Annotated in this window: 17 protein-coding genes; 8 read left to right on the forward strand and 9 right to left on the reverse strand. The window is 67.4% G+C overall.

The genetic code is table 11. From position 1 onward, the window contains the following. Positions 1-67 precede the first annotated feature (67 nt). A complete protein-coding gene (locus tag P8627_RS09050; RefSeq protein ID WP_279963777.1) occupies positions 68-1,180 on the forward strand; it encodes an S-(hydroxymethyl)glutathione dehydrogenase/class III alcohol dehydrogenase in 1,113 nt (370 codons plus the stop codon). Between the two features lie 86 nt (positions 1,181-1,266). Next, positions 1,267-1,977 carry an NYN domain-containing protein gene (locus P8627_RS09055; RefSeq protein ID WP_279963778.1) on the forward strand — a complete coding sequence of 237 codons (711 nt, stop codon included), beginning with the start codon at positions 1,267-1,269 and terminating at the stop codon, positions 1,975-1,977. Between the two features lie 9 nt (positions 1,978-1,986). Here P8627_RS09055 and P8627_RS09060 read toward each other — a convergent pair whose 3' ends face one another. The 4 genes from P8627_RS09060 to P8627_RS09075 are packed head-to-tail and all read right to left on the reverse strand — an operon-like array spanning position 1,987 to position 4,342. After that, entirely contained in the window at positions 1,987-2,466 is a 480-nt protein-coding gene (locus P8627_RS09060; RefSeq protein WP_279963779.1) for a MarR family winged helix-turn-helix transcriptional regulator, read from the reverse strand. Continuing rightward, positions 2,463-3,293 (reverse strand): carbon-nitrogen hydrolase family protein, encoded by an 831-nt coding sequence (locus P8627_RS09065; RefSeq protein WP_279963780.1) that lies wholly within the window; start codon positions 3,291-3,293, stop codon positions 2,463-2,465. Before P8627_RS09065 ends, P8627_RS09060 begins: the two co-directional genes overlap by 4 nt. Next, positions 3,290-3,550, reverse strand: coding sequence for a glutaredoxin 3 (gene grxC, locus P8627_RS09070; protein ID WP_279963781.1), 261 nt, complete (start codon positions 3,548-3,550; stop codon positions 3,290-3,292). The genes P8627_RS09065 and grxC overlap by 4 nt, the downstream gene beginning before the upstream one ends. Before the next feature lie 39 nt (positions 3,551-3,589). Beyond that, positions 3,590-4,342 carry a ComF family protein gene (locus P8627_RS09075; protein WP_279963782.1) on the reverse strand — a complete coding sequence of 251 codons (753 nt, stop codon included), beginning with the start codon at positions 4,340-4,342 and terminating at the stop codon, positions 3,590-3,592. Positions 4,343-4,358: 16 nt separating this feature from the next. On the opposite strand from P8627_RS09075, the gene P8627_RS09080 reads away from it, so the two are divergent. Both P8627_RS09080 and hemH read left to right on the forward strand, forming a co-directional pair. Next, entirely contained in the window at positions 4,359-5,174 is an 816-nt protein-coding gene (locus P8627_RS09080; protein ID WP_279963783.1) for a methyltransferase domain-containing protein, read from the forward strand. Next, positions 5,171-6,226, forward strand: a complete 1,056-nt coding sequence (gene hemH, locus P8627_RS09085; RefSeq protein WP_407932922.1) for a ferrochelatase — start codon at positions 5,171-5,173, stop codon at positions 6,224-6,226. Before P8627_RS09080 ends, hemH begins: the two co-directional genes overlap by 4 nt. Before the next feature lie 24 nt (positions 6,227-6,250). Here hemH and P8627_RS09090 read toward each other — a convergent pair whose 3' ends face one another. From P8627_RS09090 to P8627_RS09105, 4 genes are all read right to left on the reverse strand, one after another. After that, entirely contained in the window at positions 6,251-6,373 is a 123-nt protein-coding gene (locus tag P8627_RS09090; protein ID WP_279963784.1) for a hypothetical protein, read from the reverse strand. A gap of 100 nt (positions 6,374-6,473) precedes the next feature. Next, positions 6,474-6,872 carry an 8-oxo-dGTP diphosphatase MutT gene (gene mutT, locus P8627_RS09095; protein ID WP_279967438.1) on the reverse strand — a complete coding sequence of 133 codons (399 nt, stop codon included), beginning with the start codon at positions 6,870-6,872 and terminating at the stop codon, positions 6,474-6,476. Between the two features lie 32 nt (positions 6,873-6,904). Continuing rightward, positions 6,905-8,239, reverse strand: coding sequence for a bifunctional glutamate N-acetyltransferase/amino-acid acetyltransferase ArgJ (gene argJ / locus P8627_RS09100; RefSeq protein WP_279963785.1), 1,335 nt, complete (start codon positions 8,237-8,239; stop codon positions 6,905-6,907). 3 nt (positions 8,240-8,242) lie between these two features. After that, complete coding sequence (locus P8627_RS09105; protein ID WP_279963786.1) at positions 8,243-9,070, reverse strand: peptidylprolyl isomerase; 828 nt, start codon at positions 9,068-9,070, stop codon at positions 8,243-8,245. A 182-nt stretch (positions 9,071-9,252) separates the two neighbouring features. Here P8627_RS09105 and secA point away from each other — a divergent pair, with 182 nt between their 5' ends. The 3 genes from secA (at position 9,253) to P8627_RS09120 (ending at position 14,225) form a co-directional block, all read left to right on the forward strand. Next, positions 9,253-11,964, forward strand: a complete 2,712-nt coding sequence (secA, locus tag P8627_RS09110) for a preprotein translocase subunit SecA (RefSeq protein ID WP_279963787.1) — start codon at positions 9,253-9,255, stop codon at positions 11,962-11,964. Positions 11,965-12,063: 99 nt separating this feature from the next. Further along, complete coding sequence (locus P8627_RS09115) at positions 12,064-13,107, forward strand: hypothetical protein (RefSeq protein ID WP_279963788.1); 1,044 nt, start codon at positions 12,064-12,066, stop codon at positions 13,105-13,107. A gap of 443 nt (positions 13,108-13,550) precedes the next feature. Further along, the gene (locus tag P8627_RS09120; RefSeq protein ID WP_279963789.1) at positions 13,551-14,225 is read left to right on the forward strand and encodes a hypothetical protein; all 675 of its coding nucleotides are present in this window, start codon (positions 13,551-13,553) and stop codon (positions 14,223-14,225) included. A gap of 403 nt (positions 14,226-14,628) precedes the next feature. On the opposite strand, the gene leuC is transcribed toward P8627_RS09120, so the two are convergent. Further along, on the reverse strand, positions 14,629-16,035 hold the full coding sequence (gene leuC, locus P8627_RS09125; protein WP_279963790.1) for a 3-isopropylmalate dehydratase large subunit: 1,407 nt from the start codon (positions 16,033-16,035) through the stop codon (positions 14,629-14,631). 223 nt (positions 16,036-16,258) lie between these two features. Here leuC and P8627_RS09130 point away from each other — a divergent pair, with 223 nt between their 5' ends. Beyond that, the gene (locus P8627_RS09130) at positions 16,259-17,665 is read left to right on the forward strand and encodes a mechanosensitive ion channel family protein (RefSeq protein ID WP_279963791.1); all 1,407 of its coding nucleotides are present in this window, start codon (positions 16,259-16,261) and stop codon (positions 17,663-17,665) included. Positions 17,666-17,785: the final 120 nt, after the last annotated feature.

The following is a 17,785-nucleotide window of genomic DNA, read 5'->3' on the forward strand; positions in this document are numbered from 1 at the left end:
TCCACTCGTTCGTTGCAATCCATCGGGCGATATCCCAGCGTGACAGGCAATAACCGGAGGGGAACACATGCGCACCAAGGCCGCCGTCGCCGTGCAAGCGGGCAAGCCGCTCGAAATCATGGAGGTCAATCTCGAGGGGCCCAAGGCGGGCGAGGTGCTGGTCGAGATCAAGGCCACCGGCATCTGCCATACCGACGAATTCACCCTCTCGGGCGCCGATCCGGAGGGGCTGTTCCCCGCGATCCTGGGCCATGAGGGCGCGGGCGTGGTGGTGGATGTGGGCCCCGGCGTGACCTCGCTGAAGAAGGGCGATCACGTCATCCCGCTCTACACGCCCGAATGCCGCGAATGCGAATACTGCCTGAACCCCAAGACCAACCTCTGCCAGTCGATCCGCTCCACGCAGGGGCAGGGGCTGATGCCGGACGGCACCTCGCGATTCTCGACGCTCGATGGCGATCCGATCCTGCATTACATGGGCTGCTCGACCTTCGCCAACCACACCGTCCTGCCCGAGATCGCGCTGGCCAAGGTTCGCTCCGACGCGCCGTTCGACAAGATCTGCTATATCGGCTGCGGCGTGACCACGGGCATCGGCGCGGTCATCAACACCGCCAAGGTCGAGATCGGCTCGACCGCCATCGTCTTCGGTCTGGGCGGCATCGGGCTCAACGTGATCCAGGGCCTGCGTCTGGCGGGCGCCGACCAGATCGTCGGCGTCGATCTGAACCCCGATAAGAAGCCTATGGCCGAACGGTTCGGCATGACCGATTTCGTGAACCCCAAGGAGGTCGCGGGCGACTTGGTCGCGCATCTGGTCGAGCTGACCGGCGGCGGCGCGGATTACACGTTTGACGCGACCGGAAACGTGCAGGTGATGCGCACCGCGCTGGAATCGGCGCATAAGGGCTGGGGTGAGAGCGTCATCATCGGCGTGGCCCCGGCAGGCGCCGAGATCGCGACGCGCCCCTTCCAGCTGGTCACCGGGCGCGTCTGGCGCGGCACGGCCTTCGGCGGCGCGCGCGGCCGGACCGACGTGCCGAAGATCGTCGACTGGTACATGGACGGCAAGATCGAGATCGATCCGATGATCACCCATCACCTGTCGCTCGACGAGATCAACAAGGGGTTTGACCTGATGCATGCGGGCGAAAGCATCCGCAGCGTCGTCACCTATTGACGACGGGGTTCCATCTTCCTCCGGCCGGCCATACTGCACGGCGAGCCGGAGGCGCAGGCCCCCGGCGCCCAGCCGAAAGGAAGACCATGTCCCAGCGCGACCGCCCGCTCCTCGCCGTTCTCATCGACGCCGACAACATCCCCGCCAAATTCGCGCAGGCGGTGATGAAGGAGATCACCTCGCTGGGCGAGCCGGGCCTGCGCCGGGTCTATGGCGACTGGTCCTCGGGGCAACTGCGGGGCTGGTCCGACAAGGTGCTGGAGCTGGGGCTGGTCGCGCATCAGGAGACGGCCAACACCAAGGGCAAGAACGCCTCCGATATCGGGCTGGTGATCGACGCGATGGACGTACTGCATACCGGGCGCTTCGACGCCTTCGTGCTGGTCTCCTCGGATAGCGACTTCACGCGCCTCGCCTCGCGCATCCGCGAGGAGGGACTGGAGGTGATCGGCATCGGCGAGGGTAAGGCCCCCGAAAGCCTGCGCAACGTCTGCAATCGCTTCATCATGATCGAGAACATCGTCGACGAGCCGCAGCCGGAAGCCGGCGGCCGCGCGGCCAGCCGGAAGCAGCAGCCGCAGGACGCGCTGCCGCTCATCCTGCGCGCGATGGAACGGATGGACCAAGACGACGAATGGTACGCGCTGGGCGCGCTGGGCAGCCAGATCGTCGCCGAGGCGCCCGATTTCGACACGCGGACCTACGGCAAGCGCAAGCTCTCGGACCTCGTGGGCGAGATCAAGCGGCTGGAGACGCGGATGCAGGGCACGCAGATGATGGTGCGCCGGGTCGACTAGGCCGCGCCGTCAGCCGGCATCGTCGGAGCCTTCGAAGCGGATCCGGATCTCGCGCAGCACCGGGATCGCCGCGCGGGCGCGATGCGCGCCCACTTCGCGTACGACGCGGGTCAGGATCGGCCGGATCGCGCCCAACGCGGCCTCGCGGGCGGCCAGCCCGGCGCGGCTGATCGAGACGCGCTTGCGCCGGGCGTCGTCCCAGTCGGGCCGGATATGCACATGCCCGGCCCATTCCAGCTTGGCCAGGGTGTTGGTCATCGCGCCCCGGGTGACGTGAAAGCTGCGCGCCAATTCGGCGGGCGAGCGTTCGGCCTGCATCTGCGCGAGGTGGTTCAGCACGACGAAATGCGACAGCTCCATCCCCTTGGGCAGCGCACGGCTGAGGCGCGCGCGGACCAGTTGGTCCGCGGTCAGCATCTCGGAGAAGAGCGCGACGGCCAGCCGCTCGGCTTCCTCCCGGGCTTCGGTCTCGGGGCGGGCGTCGTTCATGGTCCCTCCCAACGCGGCTCGTTCGCGAGCGACGGCACCCGGCCGCGCGCCGCGGCCACCGCTTCGAGGTCGACCTCGCAGACATAGGCGCCGGGCTCGACCCCGGCATCGAGCAGCACCTCGCCCCAGGGTGCGACGGCCATCGAATGGCCCCATGTCCGGCGTGCCCGTCCTTCCGCCGCCGGATGGGACCCGGTCTGCGCCGGCGCCAGCACGAAACAGCCCGTCTCGATCGCCCGGGCGCGCAGCAGCACCTCCCAATGCGCGGCGCCGGTGACCGGGGAAAAGGCCGAGGGCACGGTCAGGATCTGCGCCCCGGCCTGCGCGAGGCGGCGATAGAGCGCGGGAAAGCGGATGTCGTAGCAGATCGTCATGCCGATCGGGGCGAAGGGCGTCTGCGCGAGCGTCGCGCACTCCCCGGGCCGGTAACCCGCCGATTCGCGATAGGTCTCAGTCGCGTCGACCGCCACGTCGAACATGTGAATCTTGTCGTAGCGCGCCGCGACGCTGCCGTCGGGTGCCACCAGGAAGGACCGGTTGGCGAACCGCCCCTGCGGATCGGCGCTGCGCAGGGCCAGGCTGCCGATCAGCAGCCAGATGCCATGCGCGCGCGCGGCCTGCCGCAGCGCGGCCAGCGTGGGGTCCTCCGCTTCCGGGCGCAGCACGTCGCGCTGGCGCGCGCGATCGGTCGAGACGCAATTTGTGACTTCGGGGGTCAGGACGAAGCCTGCGCCCTGTCGGGCGGCCTCGGCGACATGGCCCAGCGTTTCGGGCAGGTTGGCCTCCGGATCGTCGGAGGCGGTGAGCTGGACCAGCCCGACCCTCATCCGGTCGCGAGAAGCGGTTCCAGCTTGCCCGCGGAGTCCAGCGCATAGAGATCGTCGCAGCCGCCGACATGGGTGTCGCCCACGAAGATCTGCGGCGTGGTGCGGCGGCCATTGGCGCGTTGCATCATCTCGGCGCGCTTGCCCGGGGCGGTCGAGACGTCGTGCTCGACGACCTGCGCGCCCTTCGCCTTCAGCAGGCGGATCGCGGCGGTGCAGAAACCGCAAAGCGGCTGGGTGTAGACTTCGACGGTGGTCATGGCGCGTACTGATGGGGCTCTCACCGGACATATAAGGTCTCAGCCGTCCTTCGCAACGCGGGCGAGGACCAGCGCGGTGATCCGTGCCGCGCCGCCGCGTCGCAGCGCGTCGGCACAGGCCGCCATCGTCGCGCCCGAGGTCATCACGTCGTCGACCAGCGCCACGTGGCGTCCGGCGAGGTCGGCCGCCGCGGCCAGCCGGATCGCCCCCGCCAGGTTCGCGAAGCGGTCGGACACGCCGCGATGATCCTGGCTCGGCGTGTGGCGCACCCGCTCCAGCGCCAGCGGCGCGAAGGTCCCGCCGCTGCGCGCGGCGAGGGCCCCGGCCAGCAGGGCCGACTGGTTGTAGCGCCGCCGCAGAAGGCGCCAGCGATGCAGGGGGACGGGGACGAAGACGGTCTCGGGGCCGACCAGGTCGCGGGCCCGGCGATACATCCAGGCGGCCAGCGCCGGCGCCATCTCGGTCCGGTCGCCATGCTTGAAGGCCAGCGCGATGCGCCGCCCGCCCCCGGCATAGCGGAGCGCGGCCCGTCCCTCGTCCCAGGGCCGCGCGAGGGTGAGGCATTCGTCGCAATGCGCCGGGCCGTCATCGGCGCCGGGCAGCGGCACGCCGCAGAGCCCGCAGGCCGCGCCCGAGATGAAGGGCGTGTCGCGCCAGCAATCGGGGCAGAGCCCGCCGCGATCCTCGACCCGGGCCTCGCAGGTCAGGCAGCGGTTGGGATAGAGCATGTCGCGCAGCCCCGCGACGATCCGTCCCGCGTGCCGCCCCGGCGTTTGCAAACCTTGCGGCATCGCCTATCTCCCCGCCATGTCCCGAGAGCCCCTGACCGATCGCCACGCCCTGGCCCTGCACCGCGCCCGCGCCGACGGAACCGCATGGTTTCTGCACGAGGCGGCGATGGACGAGCTGGAGGAGAGGCTGAAGGACGTTAACAGAAGCTTTACGAAGCCCGCGATCGTGACCGGCCAGCAGGAACTCTGGTCCGGGTTTCGGCCGGGGGCGCGCGTCGTGGCCGATACGGACACGCTCGCGCTGGAGCCGGAGGCGCATGATCTCGTGATCCACGCGATGGCGCTGCATTGGGCGGACGACCCCGTGGGCCAGCTGATCCAGTGCCGGCGCGCCCTGCAGCCCGACGGGTTGATGATGGTCGCGACGCTGGGCGGGGAGACCCTGACCGAGCTGCGCGCCGCGCTGGCCGAGGCCGAGGCGCAGGTCACCGGGGGTCTCAGCCCGCGGGTCGGGCCGATGGGCGAGGTGCGGGACCTGGGCGCGCTGCTGCAGCGCGCCGGGCTGGCGCTGCCCGTGGCCGACGTGACCACGCAAGCCGTGCGCTACCGCGACCTGCCGCATCTGGCCCGCGACCTGCGGGCCATGGGCGAGAGCAACGCGCTGGCGCAGCGCCACCGATCGACGCCGCCGCGCGATCTTTTCAGCGTGGCCAACCAAATCTATAAGGACGCCTTCCCCGATGGGGACGGCATCCGCGCGACGTTCCAGACGGTCTACCTGACCGGATGGGCCCCGTCGGAAGACCAGCCGAAGCCGCTGCGCCCGGGATCGGCGCAAGCCCGGCTGGCGGATGCGCTGGGCGTGAAGGAACTGGGGAGCGAAGACCGATGAACATGATGACCGCCACCGCGCTGCCGCACGCCCCCGCCGACCATCCGAAGGTCCGCATGGGCAAGATCGGCGTCCTGCTCGCCAATCTCGGCACGCCGGACGGCTACGGCTACTGGGCGATGCGCCGCTACCTGAACGAATTCCTCAGCGACCGTCGGGTGATCGACTACTCGCCCTGGCTCTGGCAGCCGCTTCTGCAGGGGATCATCCTGTCGAAGCGCCCGTTCTCCTCGGGCGCGGCCTACAAGTCGATCTGGAACGAGGCGCAGGGCGAAAGCCCGCTGGCCACGATCACCAAGGCCCAGACCGCCAAGATGGCCGAACGGATGCAGGAGGCCTTCGGCGACCGCGTCGTGGTCGATTACTGCATGCGCTACGGCAATCCCTCGACCAAGTCGAAGGTCGAGCAGATGCAGGCCGCGGGCTGCACCAAGATCGTGTTCTTCCCGCTCTATCCGCAATATGCCGGGGCGACGACGGCTACCGCGAACGACCAGTTCTTCCGCGTGCTGATGGGCCTGAAATGGCAGCCGCCCGTGCGCACGGTCCCGGCCTATTCCGACGATCCCCGCTATATCGACGCGCTGGCCCGGTCGGTCGAGCGCGCCTATGCCGACGCGGAGACGGAGCCGGACATCCTCGTCTGCTCCTATCACGGCGTGCCGAAGCGCTACCTGATGGAGGGCGATCCCTACCATTGCCAGTGCCAGAAGACGACGCGCCTGCTGCGCGAGCGCCTGGGCTGGGAGAAGGACAAGATCGTCACCACCTTCCAGTCCAAGTTCGGCCCGGAGGAATGGCTGAAGCCCTACACGGTCGAGGAAGTCGCGCGGCTGGCCGAGGAAGACGGCAAGAAGAACATCGCCGTGATCGCGCCCGCCTTTTCCGCGGATTGCATCGAGACGCTCGAGGAAATCAACGAGGAGATCAAGGAGAGCTTCGAGGAAGCGGGCGGCGAGACCTTCACCTACATCCCCTGCCTCAACGATGACGATGCGCATATGGATGCGCTGGCCGCGATCGTGAAGGAAAACCTGTCCGGCTGGATCTGAGCGCGGCCGCGCGGCCGCGCGGGGTCAGATCGGGCGGCCGGTGAAGATGCGCGATCCCACCTGGACCTGCATCAGCCCGTCCGTGAGCATCTGCACGAAGATTCCCTGAATCGACAGGCAGCTGCCGATCGTCACGGTTTTCAGCATGGTCCGACCTCTCCGACCGTATCCGAATTGTGGCCTAGATATGGTCCGATCGGTCCGAATGTCGCCTTAATTCTGAGCAGGCTTTGAATTTGCTGCGGAATCAGAGCCATTCTCGCAACACCGGGATCAGCGGGATGTCCGCCGGCGGCATCGGGTAGTCGCGCAGATCGCGCGCCCGGACCCATTTCAGGGCCTGTCCCTCGCGCGGCTGCGGCTGTCCTTGCCATTTCCGGCAGGCGAAGAGCGGCATCAGCAGGTGGAAGCTCTCGTAGCCATGCGACGCGAAGGTCAGCGGCGCGAGGCAGGAGGCCCAGGTGTCGATGCCCAGCTCCTCGTGCAATTCGCGGATCAGCGCGTGTTCGGGCGTCTCGCCCGGCTCGACCTTGCCGCCCGGAAACTCCCACAGGCCCGCCATCGACTTGCCCGCGGGCCGTTGCGCGAGCAGCACGCGGCCGTCGGGATCGATCAGCGCGACGGCCGCGACGAGCACGGTCTTCACGGCCACCCGTTCCTGCGGCGGCGCGGGCTGCGTCACGAGCGGTAGTCCGCGTTGATCTCGATGTAGCGGTAGGTCATGTCGCAGGTCCACATCCGGTCCTCCGCCTCGCCCAGCCCGAGATCGACATGCAGCAGGATCCGGTCGCGCGTCATGTAGGAGGCGCCCGCCTCCTCGGTATAGCTCTCGGCCAGTTGTCCATTCTCGGCCACGACAATGTCGCCGAAGGCGATCCGCAGCTTGTCGCGGTCGGCCCGGGCGCCCGACTTGCCCACGGCCATGACGACGCGGCCCCAGTTCGGGTCCTCGCCGGCGATGGCGGTCTTCACCAGCGGGCTGTTGGCGATGGCCGAGGCGACGCGGCGGGCGTCGAGCGCGTTGGCGGCGCCTGTGACATGGACTTCGACCAGCTTGGTCGCGCCCTCGCCATCCATCACGATCTGCAGCGCGAGTTCGTGCATGACGTCGGCGAGCGCCGCCTTGAAATCGCGGCCCTCGGTGCTGCGGGCCGAGGTGATCCGCGCGTGGTCCGACCGGTTGGTCGCGGCGACGATCAGGCTGTCCGAGGTCGAGGTGTCGCTGTCCACGGTGATCGCGTTGAAGGTCGATTTGGTCAGGTCCTTCACCATCGTCCGCAATGCCGTCTCGGAGATCTTGGCGTCGGTGAAGATGTAGGCGAGCATCGTCGCCATGTCGGGCGCGATCATCCCCGACCCCTTGGCGATGCCCACGATGGTGACCGGCAAGCCGTCGATCTCGACCGTGCGGACGCAGCCTTTGGGGAAGGTGTCCGTGGTCATGATCGCCTTCGCCGCTCCGGCCATGCCGTCCGGGTCCAGCCCGCCAGCCAGCCCGTCGAGCGCGGCAACGATGCGGTCATGCGGCAGCGGCTGGCCGATCACCCCGGTCGAGGCGGTCAGCACCCGCGCCGCCGGCAGCCCCAGCGCCTGGCCCGTGGCCTGCGCGATGGCATCGACCGACAGCCCGCCCGCCGCGCCGGTGAAGGCATTCGCGTTGCCGGAATTCACCAGGATCGCCCAGCCGCCGGAGCCCGTCCGGGCCTTCAGCTTCTCCTGGCAGTCGAGCACCGCGGCCGACCGGGTCGAGGAGCGCGTGAAGACCCCTGCCACCGAGGCGCCGGGCGCGATCTCGGCCAGCATCACGTCGGTGCGGCCCTTGTACTTGACGCCCGCCTGCGCCGTGGCGAAGCGGACGCCGTCGATGGCGGGAAGGTCGGGAAGCGGCTGCGCCAGCGGCGCGACCAGCGGGCCCTTCGGCCCGGTGACCCGCGCTTCGAGCTCGGCCAGCTGCGCCTTGAGCTTGCGGGCCTTCTTCTTGAGCTTCTTCAGCTTCTTCCCGTCCTTGCCCATCACCTACTCCAGAAGCTCGGTCTGCCGGATCAGCGCGGGATCGATCTCGATCTCCGCACGCTCGACCTCGGCGCCCTCGACAAGGCCCTCGACGGTGGCGTCGACGCGGTCCGACACGACCTGCTGGCGCAGCGCGTCGCGCACCTGGTCCAGCTCCGGCGCGGCCTGCTGGCGCGTCTCGTTCAGCTTCACGACATGCCAGCCGAACTGCGTCTGCACGGGCCCGCCCAGCTCGCCCGGCTCGAGCGCGGTCACGGCGTTCTCGAACTCGGGCACCATCATGCCGGTGCCGAACCAGCCCAACTCGCCGCCATTGGGCCCCGACGGGCCGGTCGATTCCTCGCGCGCCAGGGCGGCGAAATCGGCGCCGTCCTGCAGTTGCGACAGGATCGCCTGCGCCTCGGCCTCGGTCTCCACCAGGATGTGGCTGGCATTGTATTCGGTGGCGGGCTCGGTGGCGCCGTATTCGGCGTCATAGGCGGCCTGGAGCTCGGCATCGCTGATATCGCCCTCGGCGGCCTGGTCGATCACGCGGCCGGCCAGGTAGGCGCGTGCCTCGTTCTCCAGCCCGATCTCGTTGGCGCGCGACAGGTCTTCCCGGGCGGCGTCGGCGAGAACCTGCTGCTGGATCAGCTGCTCGAGCATTCCCTCATAGAGCGCCGCGTCGGGAAGCTGCTGATATTGCGCCGGCAGCCGTTCGCGCATGGCGATCAGATGGCCCAGCGTGATCTCGGTGCCGTTGACGGTGGCCAGCACCGTGCCGGCATCCTGCGCCATCGCGGGCGCGGTCAGCGCGAGAGCCGTCGCGGCCCCGGTCATCAGTCGTTTCATGGTCGTCCTTTCCGGCCCGGCGGGCCGTTCGCATGTGGCGTCCCTGGGTGCGTTCGTTGACACCTGTCAGGGCGGGTCTTAAGTGCGCTGGAAGCGAATTTTCACCGTGCCCGCCCGCTTGATTTTCCCATTCTGATATGGGGCACGTTGCCGGTCGGCAAGGGCACGAGGCAAGGACGAACATGCTGGGACTGGGTGCGATAGCGAAGAAGGTGTTCGGCACGCCGAACGACCGCAAGGTGAAGGCGACGCTGAAGACCGTCGAGGCGATCAACGCGCTGGAGCCCGAGTTCCAGGCGCTGTCGGACGGTGACATCAAGGCCCGGACCGAAGCGCTGAAGGCGCGCGTCGCGGGTGGCGAGGCGCTGGACGCGGTTCTGCCCGAGGCCTTCGCCAATTGCCGCGAGGCGGCCCGCCGCGCACTGGGCCTGCGGGCTTTCGACGTGCAGCTTCTGGGCGGCATCTTCCTGCACCAGGGCAATATCGCCGAGATGAAGACCGGCGAGGGCAAGACCCTGGTCGCCACCTTCCCCGCCTATCTGAACGCGCTCACCGGCAAGGGCGTGCATATCGTCACGGTCAACGACTACCTCGTGCGCCGCGACGCGGACTGGATGGGCAAGGTGTTCGGCGCGCTCGGCCTGACCACCGGCGTCGTCGTCCCCGGCCAGTCCGACGAGGAGAAGCGCGCGGGCTACGCCGCCGACGTGACCTACGCCACCAACAACGAGCTGGGCTTCGACTACCTGCGCGACAACATGCGCGCCTCCCGCAAGGAGATGGCGCAGCGCGGCCACCATTTCGCGATCGTGGACGAGGTCGATTCGATCCTGATCGACGAGGCGCGGACGCCGCTCATCATCTCGGGCCCCTCCGAGGATCGCAGCGACCTCTACACCCGGATCGACGCCTTCATCCCGGAGATCACGGACGAGCACTTCACCCTGGACGAAAAGCAGCGCAGCGTGACCTTCACCGACGAGGGCAACGAGTTCCTCGAGGACCGGCTGCACGAGGCGGGCATCCTTCCGCAGGACCAGTCGCTCTACGATCCCGAGTCGACGACGATCGTCCACCACGTCAACCAAGGCCTGCGCGCGCACAAGCTGTTCCAGAAGGACCAGCATTACATCGTGCGGGGCGACGACGTCGTGCTGGTGGACGAGTTCACCGGCCGCATGATGCCCGGCCGCCGCCTGTCGGACGGCCTGCACCAGGCGATCGAAGCGAAGGAGGGCGTGCCGATCCAGCCCGAGAACGTGACGCTGGCCTCGGTCACCTTCCAGAATTACTTCCGGCTCTACGACAAGCTGGCCGGCATGACCGGCACCGCGGCCACCGAGGCCGAGGAGTTCATGTCGATCTACGGCCTCGGCGTGGTTGAGGTGCCGACCAACCGGCCGATCGCCCGCGAGGACGAGCACGACCAGGTCTACCGCACCGCGCAGGAAAAGTTCGCGGCCATCGTCGGCGAGATCAAGACCGCGCATGAGAAGGGCCAGCCGGTCCTCGTCGGCACGACCTCGATCGAGAAATCCGAGATGCTGTCGAAGCTGCTCGAGCAGGAGGGGCTGGCGCATAACGTGCTCAACGCCCGCCAGCACGAGAAGGAGGCCCAGATCGTCGCCGATGCGGGCAAGCCCGGCGCGATCACCATTGCCACCAACATGGCCGGCCGCGGCACCGACATCCAGCTCGGCGGCAATGTCGAGATGCGGGTGCTGCAGGCGCTGGCCGCCGATCCGCAGGCCGATCCCGATGAAGTCCGCGCCCGGATCGAGGCCGAGGTCGCCGCCGACAAGGACAGGGTCCTGGCCGCAGGCGGGCTCTTCGTGCTGGCCACCGAGCGCCACGAGAGCCGCCGCATCGACAACCAGCTGCGCGGCCGCTCGGGCCGGCAGGGCGATCCCGGCCGCTCGGTCTTCTTCCTGTCGCTCGACGACGACCTGATGCGGATTTTCGGCTCCGAGCGTCTCGAGAAGGTGCTCAGCACGCTGGGGATGAAGGAAGGCGAGGCGATCATCCACCCTTGGGTGAACAAGTCGCTGGAGCGTGCGCAGGCCAAGGTCGAGGGGCGCAATTTCGACATCCGCAAGCAGCTGCTGAAGTTCGACGACGTGATGAACGACCAGCGGAAGGCCGTGTTCGAGCAGCGGCTCGAGATCATGGAGGCCGAGGAGATCGGCGAGATCGCGCAGGACATGCGCCACCAGGTCGTCGACGACCTGGTCGATCAGTACCTGCCGCCGAAGACCTATGCCGACCAGTGGGATGCCGAGGGCCTGCAGGCCGCGGTGCAGGACCAGCTGGCCGTCGATGCGAAGGTCGCCGAATGGGCCGAGGAGGACGGCGTCGACCAGGAGGTCATGCGCGAACGCCTCTACGACGCGACCGACAAGCTGATGGCCGAGAAGGCCGATGCCTTCGGCGCCGACCAGATGCGTCAGATCGAGAAGCAGGTCCTGCTGCAGACGATCGACGCCAAGTGGCGCGAGCACCTTCTGACGCTGGAGCATCTGCGCTCGGTCGTGGGCTTCCGCGGCTACGCGCAGCGCGATCCGCTCAATGAGTACAAGACCGAGGGCTTCCAGCTCTTCGAGACCATGCTCGACAGCCTGCGCGCCGAGGTCACGAAGAAGCTAGCGCAAATCCGGCCCCTCTCCGAGGAGGAGCGGCGCGAGATGATCGAGAAGCTGATGGCGCAGCAGAAGGCGCAGCAGCAGGCCGTCGCCGCCGCCCAGCCGCAGCCCGTGACCGAGCCCGTGGCCGCCGCCGACGGCGCCGCGCCCGGTTTCGTCGAGGATGATCCGGCGACCTGGGGCAACCCCGGCCGCAACGATCCCTGCCCCTGCGGGTCGGGGAAGAAGTTCAAGCACTGCCACGGCGCCTATTGAGGCGCCGGGGCGCCCGGCTTTCGGCAGCTCCGCGTCCCGGAATCGCCCGAATCGTGCTGCATTACCGTGGAAACAGATCGTTTTCCGGGGCTTGCAGACATGACCGACCCGACCCAATCCACAGCTGAACCCGAAGCCGGCGACTCGCCGACCCGCGCACCCGGCCGTGTCGAGATGTTCGCCGCGACCGCGGTGGCGCATCTCTCGGCGCAGCCGAAGCTCCGGCTGGCCGCCGCCGCGCTGGCCGTGCTCGCCGGGCTCTGGACCTTCTCGATGCAATTCGTCGGCCGCACGCCCGAGCGCGCGCCGACCGCCATCGAGGCCCCCGCCGCGCCGACGCCCGCGCCCGCCCGCAGCGGCGGCCGCGCGCTCGCAGCGCTCCCCGACATGCCCGAACCCCCGGTCGCGATGCCGCGCCTCGCGGCCGCGCCGATCCGCCCCGTCGCGGAAGTGCAGGAGCTGCGCGCCAGCGCCGTCGATTGCACCGTCACGCTGCAGACGACCCGCCTCGCCGCCGCGACCCTTGCGGTCGATGTCGAAGCGCCCTGCGATGCCGGCGCGCGGATGGACGTTATCCAGGGCGATCTCGAATTCGCGCTGCGCCTCGACGCCGACGGGCGCGCCGCGCTCGAAATCCCGGTGCTGTCCGCCGCCGCTGCCGTGGCGGTCGCCGTCGCGGGGCGCGATCCGGTTACGGCGCTGGAGCAGATGGCGGACCTGGGCGCCTATCGCCGCATCGCGCTGCAATGGCAGGGCCCCGCGGGGTTTGAACTGCACGCCTTCGAAGGCGGCGCGGGATACGGCGAGGACGGGCATGTCGCGCCGGATACGCCGCGCGATATGACGCGCGCCCTGTCCGGCAAGGGCGGCTACCTCATCTCGTTGGGCGACCCGTCGCTGCCTGGTGCTGGGCAGGCGCTAGTCTACACCGTGCCCGCTGGAAACCCGGCCGCCATCGCGGTCGAGATCCCGGTGACGCAGGCCAATTGCGGGCAAGCCGTCACCGGCACGACGATCCAGGCCACGCCGGGCATCCCGACCGAGGTCCAGCCCGTATCCCTGACCGTCCCGGGATGCGATGCGGTGGGCGACATCCTGATGCTGGGCGACCTGCCCGCGCCGCAGGCCCTCGCCGCGAACTGAACCCGCGACATGCAGGACAATAGGCGGCCCGCCGAGGCCGCCCTTTGGCATTTAGTGATGCGTCTTCGGGCGGACCACCTTGCGGGGACGACGCGATATTGAAAAGTGCGTTCGAAAGACTGTTGAGTGCCGTCTGTCCTGAATGTCCGATCCGCGGAAGAACTTCTCTTCATGTGGCAGCACGCAATGACGGCAGTCAGTCCGAAGCGAAGACGCGGGCTTCGTTATTCTTTTTCGTATCACGTTGGCCGATCCCATATTTAGGGCTATTAGTTCTCGCTAATCCGAAGTTGGTTCCAAACATGAACGTCCCCAGAAATGTCTTAGCCGTTTACTTAGACCAGAACATACTCAGCCATTTACGGAGGGGTAGAGGGGCAAGAGAAGCACTGTTTGGGAGATTGAAAAATCTGCAATTGAAAAACGCTGTCTTTGTGTACACAATGACACATGTCGATGAATGTCGCGCGGCTTCCGGGCCTGCGCAGTTCGTCGAGGTCCTTGAGGAATTACCTGTGTATTTAATGGAATTCCAAAATGCGTCGAGTGCGCAATCCAATCTTTCTCTGGGTAAAGCTCGGGAGTTGATTTTGGAGCCGGCGGACGCGATCCAGCAAGCTCAGTCCTTGATGGAGAGCATGCTCCATGTCTTACATTTTGCCACTGGATGGTTGGGTGAGACTGATCCGCAATGCTTGAAAGCCGAAATGTCGACAGAGATGACGTGTCTTTGGCAGAATTTGTGGCGTGATGTTGATTGGGATTTGCTCGGGTCGGAAGTCGGGGGGCAAGCGAAGGACGCGTTTTTCAAGGCTCGGGGTGAGATGTGCGCACTTATCGAGAATCTTCCTTTCGAGCAGATCCGAAACGAATCGGAAAAAAGCTTGATGAAGCTGAAAGAACGCCTTCCGCCAAACTTCGCGCAATTGGATGAAGTCGCGGACAAGGAAGCTGTTTCGTTCGTATTTACATGCCTTGAGAAAAAACGAGCGGGAAGCCATTCAGGATCGTTTCCCGCAAGGTTTTTGGAGGCGCCCAGAGGGCCGTGTGACTGGAGAACTTGCTGGGTTGGCATTCACGCTGTTCCTGTGCGGGCTGGTCAGGGATCGGCGCGTTAAGAAAGGGAGTACCGAGAGCCGGATGCAGTATTTTTTAGGACAGTTCCGTGACGGGGTTCACATCGAGAATGCCGCACGCTGTCCAATCTTTATCACTTGCGACAAAGGCGCAGCGCGCCTAGCACGGTCCCTTTACGCTTACGCCGGCATTGGCACGGAAGTGGTAGAATTGGAGATAAGTGACGCGACCTCACGATAGCCTACTTTCGTCAGGTCCGGGCAATCTGCCGTTTGCAAGCGAGCTGTGTCTGCTATCTGCACCTCGTCGATATAGAAGTGGCATAGAGCGATCTGAAGGCATGGGCTTCATGCCGACACCGCGACGCGAACAATTCTCAGCGCCATGAACTGGAAAGGGCGGCCCGCCAGGACCGCCCCCTCCCATTCCGCATCCGCGCCCGCGTCACATCAGGTCGCGTACATCCGTCAGGTGGCCGGTCACGGCGGCCGCGGCGGCCATGGCGGGCGACATCAGATGCGTGCGCCCGCCGCGGCCCTGCCGGCCCTCGAAATTGCGGTTCGACGTGGCGGCGCAGCGCTCGCCCGGCTGGAGCTGGTCGGGATTCATCGCCAGGCACATCGAGCAGCCGGCGAGGCGCCATTCGAAGCCCGCCGCCTTGAAGATATCGGCCAGGCCCTCCTCCTCGGCCTGCGCCCGCACGAGGCCCGAGCCGGGCACGACCATGGCGCGCATCCCGTCCTTGATCTTCTTGCCCTTCAGGATCGCGGCCGCGGCGCGCAGATCCTCGATCCGGCCATTGGTGCAGGAGCCGATGAAGACCGTGTCGATGGCGACGTTGCGCAGCGGCGTGCCGGGCGTCAGCCCCATATATTCGAGCGAACGCTGCGCGGCGGCGACCTTGCCCCCGGTGAAATCGGACGGGTCCGGTACGGATGCCGTGATCGGCAACACGTCCTCGGGCGAGGTGCCCCAGGTGACGACCGGCGCGATCTCCTCGCCGGCGATGGTCACGACCTTGTCCCACTGCGCGTCGTCGTCGGATTGGAGCGTCTTCCACCAGTTCATCGCCGCTTCCCACTGCGCGCCCTTCGGCGCGTGGGGCCGGCCCTGGACATAGTCGAAGGTCGCCTGGTCCGGCGCGATCAGGCCCGCGCGGGCGCCGCCCTCGATCGCCATGTTGCAGACGGTCATGCGGCCTTCCATCGACAGCGCGCGGATCGCCTCGCCGCAATACTCGATCACGTAGCCGGTGCCGCCCGCCGTGCCGGTCTTGCCGATCACCGACAGGGTGATGTCCTTCGCCGTGACCCCGGGCGCGAGCTGGCCCGTGATCTCGACCTTCATGTTCTTCGACTTCTTCTGGATCAGCGTCTGGGTGGCCAGCACGTGCTCCACCTCGGAGGTGCCGATGCCATGCGCCAGCGCACCGAAGGCGCCATGCGTCGCGGTGTGGCTGTCGCCGCAGACCACGGTCATGCCGGGCAGGGTCCAGCCTTGTTCGGGCCCGACGATATGCACGATGCCCTGCCGGACGTCGCTGACCGGGTAGTAGTGGATGCCGAACTCGCGCGCGTTGCGGTCGAGCGCGGCGACCTGCACGGCGCTGTCCTCGGTCATGTTCTTGGGATCTTCGCGCCCCGCCGTGGTCGGCACGTTGTGATCGGGCACGGCGATGGTCTTGTCGGGCGCGTGCACGCCGCGCCCCGCCAGGCGCAGGCCTTCGAAGGCCTGCGGGCTGGTCACCTCGTGGACGAGGTGGCGATCGATATAAATCAGGCTGGTGCCGTCCTCGGCCTCGTGCACGAGGTGGGCATCCCAGATCTTGTCGTAGAGCGTCTTGCCGGCCATGGCGGCCTCCCGGTCGGAACTTGTACGAATTGGGGTCATCCGGTCGTCGCGATGACCCCGGGGTCGTGAAGGAACGGCGCCTAGCCGCGCGCGGTCACCCCGCGCGTCCGCCCGAAGAACCGCCAGGGCAGGAAGGCATGATCGCTGAGGTCGTGGACGCGTTTCATCGCCATGTCGGATAGCCCCGTTGCCCCCGCGCCGCAAGCTGCGCCATAGAGGGCCGATGGAAGAGGCCATCCTCGAAACGATCCCGCTGACCGACGAACTGGCCCGCCTGTGGAGCCAGGCGACGCTGTTCGCGGGCGATCTGCTGCAGCCGGGCTGGAAGCTGTGGCAGCTGCTGATCGTCCTGGGGCTGATCGCGCTGGCCTACGGCCTGCGCCGCATCGTCGCGGAGCGGATGACGCATTGGATGCGCGGCCAGACCGGGCGGCCGAAATGGCAGCTCCGCGCACTGGTCATCCTGCGCAACCGGCTGGGGCTCGTGTTCTTCGCGGCCATCGCCTGGGCCGTCTACGTCACGATGCAGCAGGTGACCTGGCCGTCGCGCAGCTATCTGGTGGGGCTCGCGGCGACCATCGGAACGGCCTGGATGATCGTCAGCTTCGTCGCCCGGCTGGTCCGCAACCCGTTCCTGCGCAAGATCGTGACCTGGGCGCTCTGGATCTACGTCACGCTCTTCTACCTCGGCATCTGGGACGAGACGCGCGACGCGCTCGATACCGTCGCGCTGGAGATCGGCGATTTCCGCATCTCGATCCTGTCGCTGCTGACCGCTGTCGTCGTCATTGGCGTGCTGTTCTTCTTCGCGCGCTTCCTGTCCAAGACCACCGCCTCCCGCATCTCGCAGAACGAGGATCTCAGCCCCTCGATGAAGGTGCTGGTCGTGAAGATGCTGCAGATCGTCCTCTATGCGGGGGCGTTCTTCATCGGGCTGAAGGCGGTGGGGTTCGACCTGACCGGGCTCGCGGTCCTGTCGGGCGCCATCGGCGTGGGCCTCGGCTTCGGCCTGCAGAAGGTGGTGTCGAACCTCGTCTCGGGCGTGATCATCCTGCTCGACAAGTCGATCAAGCCCGGCGACGTCATCTCGCTGGGCGAGACCTTCGGCTGGGTGACCACGCTGACCGCGCGCTACGTCTCCATCACCACACGGGACGGCAAGGAATACCTCATCCCGAACGAGGACCTGATCACCGGGCAGGTGGTGAACTGGTCGCATTCCAACAGCTTCGTTCGGCTCGATATCTATTTCGGCACCGCCTATGGCGACGACCCGCACCTCGTCCGCAAGGTCGCGATCGAGGCGGCGTCGGGCACCAAGCGCGTGCTGTCGATCAAGCCGCCGGTCTGTCACATCGTGGGCTTCGGCGACTCCAGCGTGGACTACATCCTGCGCTTCTGGATCTCGGACCCGACCGACGGGCTGACCAATATCCGCGGCAACGTCTATCTCGCGCTCTGGGACGCGTTCCAGGAGCACGGCATCTCGATCCCGTTCCCGCAGCGCGAGATGCGCGTGCTCAACCCCGAGGAGCTGCGCACCGATGCGCCCCGGTCCGCCGCGGAGCGTGCGGCGCAAGGCCCGGCGGGCGATCCGGACGGGCCGGCGCGCGAGCCGGGACCCGGTTGAAGCCGGGCGGTTCGCCGCCCATATCGATGGCAAGATTGCCCGGCGACCGATGCCGGTGTTATCATTATATTAAGGCCCCCGCCGGGGCCGCCCCAGACCCGGAGGATCAGACCCCTGTCT

Origin of the sequence: Jannaschia sp. GRR-S6-38 (assembly GCF_029853695.1) — a bacterium.
In the GTDB taxonomy this organism is placed as follows: Bacteria; Pseudomonadota; Alphaproteobacteria; order Rhodobacterales; family Rhodobacteraceae; genus Jannaschia; species Jannaschia ovalis.